Annotated in this window: 5 protein-coding genes; 4 read left to right on the top strand and 1 reads right to left on the bottom strand. The window is 66.2% G+C overall.

Going from position 1 to position 3,855, the window contains the following annotated elements; genetic code table 11:
* Positions 1-149: 149 nt before the first annotated feature.
* Positions 150-575 (top strand): hypothetical protein, encoded by a 426-nt coding sequence (locus GA0070558_RS32435; RefSeq protein WP_141722432.1) that lies wholly within the window; start codon positions 150-152, stop codon positions 573-575.
* Between the two features lie 356 nt (positions 576-931).
* Here the strand turns inward: GA0070558_RS32435 and GA0070558_RS32430 are convergent, their stop codons facing one another.
* Positions 932-1,369, bottom strand: coding sequence for a hypothetical protein (locus tag GA0070558_RS32430; protein ID WP_091287328.1), 438 nt, complete (start codon positions 1,367-1,369; stop codon positions 932-934).
* 328 nt (positions 1,370-1,697) lie between these two features.
* Here GA0070558_RS32430 and GA0070558_RS32425 point away from each other — a divergent pair, with 328 nt between their 5' ends.
* The 3 genes from GA0070558_RS32425 (at position 1,698) to GA0070558_RS32415 (ending at position 3,750) form a co-directional block, all read left to right on the top strand.
* Positions 1,698-1,961 (top strand): ribbon-helix-helix domain-containing protein, encoded by a 264-nt coding sequence (locus GA0070558_RS32425; RefSeq protein ID WP_176734489.1) that lies wholly within the window; start codon positions 1,698-1,700, stop codon positions 1,959-1,961.
* Positions 1,962-2,669: 708 nt separating this feature from the next.
* The gene (locus GA0070558_RS32420) at positions 2,670-3,404 is read left to right on the top strand and encodes a hypothetical protein (RefSeq protein WP_091287324.1); all 735 of its coding nucleotides are present in this window, start codon (positions 2,670-2,672) and stop codon (positions 3,402-3,404) included.
* Between the two features lie 124 nt (positions 3,405-3,528).
* Positions 3,529-3,750, top strand: coding sequence for a hypothetical protein (locus GA0070558_RS32415; RefSeq protein WP_091287321.1), 222 nt, complete (start codon positions 3,529-3,531; stop codon positions 3,748-3,750).
* The last annotated feature ends 105 nt before the right edge of the window (positions 3,751-3,855 follow it).

Genomic DNA, 3,855 nt, shown 5'->3' with positions numbered 1-3,855 from the left:
CACCACCACGCCCCCAGACAGCATCCATCGGTGATAACCGATCAACTAACCAGGGGTCGGCACATCCGACGCCACCCATGAACGATCGAGGCTAGAGGCGCAACCTGTGCCCCTCGTCGAGGGAGAGGGGCTCGAAAGGTGACCTAACAGTGGAAGCAACGCGTGTGAAGGGCAACACCCCGGTCAGCGACGCCGCCGACGTGGCGCACCGCACGAAGGACTGGGGGTACATCCCGCCCACGAGCAACGCCGACGTCCGGTTCGTCTACACGACGCGGGGCTCCCGCGCCGAGTCGGCCGAGCCGGACCCGACGAGCGACGCCGGGGTGGAGTTCAGCTACCACGACGTTGACCGGAAGCTCCGGAGCAACGTCAAGGTGCCCGGCAAGTTCACCGCCCACCTGCTGGACACGCTCGACGTGACCATCGGCGTGGTGGGCATGGTGGCCGCGCCGGTCGCGATCCTGAAGTTCACGAGCGGCGCGCTTCCCAGCGAGCTCCTGTTCGCGCTGTGCCTCGCCGCGGTGGTCGCCGTCGGCGGGCTCACCCGCTCCGTGATCAAGCGGCGGCGGTAGCACCCGAAGCACCGTAGGAACGGGGGGCGCACAAGCGCCCCCCGTACTGCTGTAGTCGAATCGTCGGACGCCTGACGAGATGCGTACCGACTACCGCGCGGCGGGCGTCACGGGTTCGAGGCCGGTGGCGGCGCGCCAGGTGAGGTAGCCGGCAAGGTCGCGGAGTGTCGGGCGCGCAGCCCGGTGGTGATGGGTCCACAGCGGGCACCGAGCTCGCCGGCGGGCAGCGGCAGGGCGACGACGGCGAGCACTGGGTCGACCTGTTGGCGTGCCATGGGCACGTCGGACGGTGTTCCTGTCGCTGATGCCCCTCGGCGGGGTGACCGGGTGATCACCCCGCCTCGGCTACCTGCGGCCTACCGATCGTGCTCCGGACCCGCGGTCTCGCTGACCAGACGCAGCAGCCGGCGCACGTTCGGGGCGATGAGGTAGCCGGTGGCGACGAGCAGCCCGAGCATCTGGGTGGAGTGGAGCCACCACTGCGGCTCCCCCCACCCGGAGGTGCCCATGCCGTACCCGGCATGGGCGCCCAGGGTCACGAACGCTGTCGTCAGCGCCCTGGTCCGGCGGCGAAGGTGCTGCCGGAGAAGCTCGAGGTGAGTGTCGGGGCGGTCTCCGGCGCGCTTGAGCTCACCCTCCAGCTCCGCGATCCGACGGTTCGCCCGGTCCAGCTCAGCAGGGAGACCGGTGGCCCGGGTGCGGGAGTGGTTGTTCTCGTCGGCCGAGATGCTGGGCGCCTCGTGCGACAGGTCGGTGACCCGGACGGGCCGGTTGCCGCTGTTCCTACGGGACATGGGGTCCTCGCTGCCTCTAGGGCTCCGGCCCCCTACGGGGGCCGGAGACATGACGAAGGGTTGCCATCCGTCGCACAGGATACGTGAGTGGCCCGCACGACGTACACACGGCATCAAGCAACTATCCGTACATGTGACGAGGTTCACTCGCACCTTAAGCGTGATCTGACTGCTCTTTGCCTTGCAGATGCACGACCCTTGCGCACATACTGTCTGGGCAACACGCGCACGCCGGTGCGCAGGGGCGCGTAATGCGCGAACGCGTGGGCCTCTGCGCGCATCCGTTGAGCGGAAGCTCGCTGAGCGGGGAACTTGAGGAGAGGGAGCTATGACCAGGAGCTCGGCAGTAGTCACAGACGTCGCGTCGTCGACGCGCGGGGGTGGTTCACACGAGCGCGTCACCGTCAACCTCACCGAGAAGACCGCACGCGCACTTGCCGAAGCGGTCGAGATCACCAGCGACAGCAAGACCGACGCCATCAACAAAGCGCTGCAGATGTACGCGCTGCTCCAGCGCGTACAAGAGGCGGGCGGAGCGATCTATCTGAAAGAGAAAGACGGCGCCGAAATCGAGCGCCTTCGCATGCTTTGACCCCTCACGGGCAAAGCATGCATCCCGAGGTGAAGCTTGACCGGGCACCCAAGCCCGGTTTGGCCTTGGGAGGGGTTCACATCGCACCAGGAGTGTGCTGACCATGAGCTGCGGAAGCATCGTCCAACGTTCGTTCCTAGGGCTGGGTTGCCATCCACATCCCGGGCTGGGGCTTTCTCGTGTCGGACGGGCTCCGCGCCGCCGTGTCTACGTCTGGCCATAACAGACGTAGACACGGCGGCACCCACGAGTGAACCCCGAGCGCAGCCACAAGGAAAGCGCAAACAAGTCGCGTATCTGACTCAGAGGGTTATTCAGAATGGATCCACCGCCGATGGCGGTCTACCCGATCCACCTGAACGAGTCGCTGGTCAGCCTTCCCTTAAGATGCGACAGCCAGTTCTGTGCTTCCGCAGGCCGCAGATGCGGCAGGACTGCCTGAAGCGCTGCCGTGGAGAGATGATCTGCGATCCCGGCGGAGGCAGATCCCGGGATGTTGCCAAGCCAAGCCGCCGCTTGCTCCGCTCTCACGACTGTCACTTGCGTTTCAGCGCACCTGGTAAAGCGAATTATGGTGTTCCCGAATTCGGGCATCCCGGTCGTCGATGAGGGCGGTTCGCACGTTCCTACTGGTTCGCAGGTTCCGCCTGGCCGGTTGCTCCGATACGGACTGGAGCTGCGTCGACACCGATTGGTTGGATATCGGCCATGGTGATGGCTGGACAGTGGTACGAGTCGGGAACCTTCTGGAGCGCCGCTGTCGGCACTCTGGTGGCCGTGCTGGGCTTGATAGTTGGGCCGCTGATCGCAAGACGGGTCCAGGAGGCCAGGCGCCGCCTGCTGTTCAGCATGCCGACCGCCACCCCCCTGATCAGGACCACCCGTTTCTCCGCGGCCAACCTGGAGGTCCGCCACGACGGCAAGCCGCTTTCCCACCCACACGTGCTGGAGATCCGCCTGACCTGCCAAGGCCGCCACGACATCCCGAGCGCGATGTTCGACGGCGGCCAGCCACTACGCCTCGACGTCGGCGTACCGATCATCAACGTCCTCGACACCAACTCGTCGCCAGACACCGCACCTCACCCAGAGTGGGCTGCCGATGGCACAGCGATCACCATCGGTCCAAGCCTGATCAAAAAGAACCAGACCATCACGTTCGCTCTCCTCGTCGACGGGCCTGACCCCCAGCTGACCTGCCCCCACCCACCCCTGATCGACGTTGACGTCCAACCCGGCTTTTCGGAGCCACCAGGACTCCGATTGTCGATGACGCTCATAGCGATAGGGGTGGTGGCGGTGCTGACGGTGGCGGGGCTGGTGGCGGATTTGGTGGGGATATTGGGGGCGGCAGGGGTGACGGGCACGGTGGAGGTTTCGAGGGTGCTGGGGGCGCTGGGGGTGCTGGCGGTGCTGGCGGTGTGGCGGTGGAGAAACGGCTGACGGGCCGGGGCGGGGAGCTGACACGAGTTGCACGGCGTTACGGGGGGTTCCTACCGCTCCCGGCCGATAGGTGAGAGAGGCGGCTAGGCAACGGGCCCGGCTGCCTCGCACAAGGAGGTACAGGATGGAAAGCGACGACTACGTTAAGGCGCTCGCTGACGAGCTGATCGGTGAGCTGCCCCAGAGCCGGGATGGACAAGACGAGCAGTTCCGGCGGGCACGCAACATCGCTCTCGGCACGGCGAAGCCGAACCGGCCGCGCCACGAGGCGCACACCTTCACGAACACGCCGCTGCTCCGCGAGATCGACCGCCGATGGAGCGAAGCCATACGCGACGGCGAGTAGCTCGTCAACGACTGACGTGATCTCAACAAGAATTCGGTAGGTATCGGTGTTCGTAGTGGGTGAGGTGGAGGGCGGCACGGACGATGTCGCCGAGGCTGCGTGGGC

This window comes from Micromonospora haikouensis (genome assembly GCF_900091595.1).
Taxonomy (GTDB): domain Bacteria; phylum Actinomycetota; class Actinomycetes; order Mycobacteriales; family Micromonosporaceae; genus Micromonospora; species Micromonospora haikouensis.
This window is presented reverse-complemented; position numbering and strand designations above follow the sequence as displayed.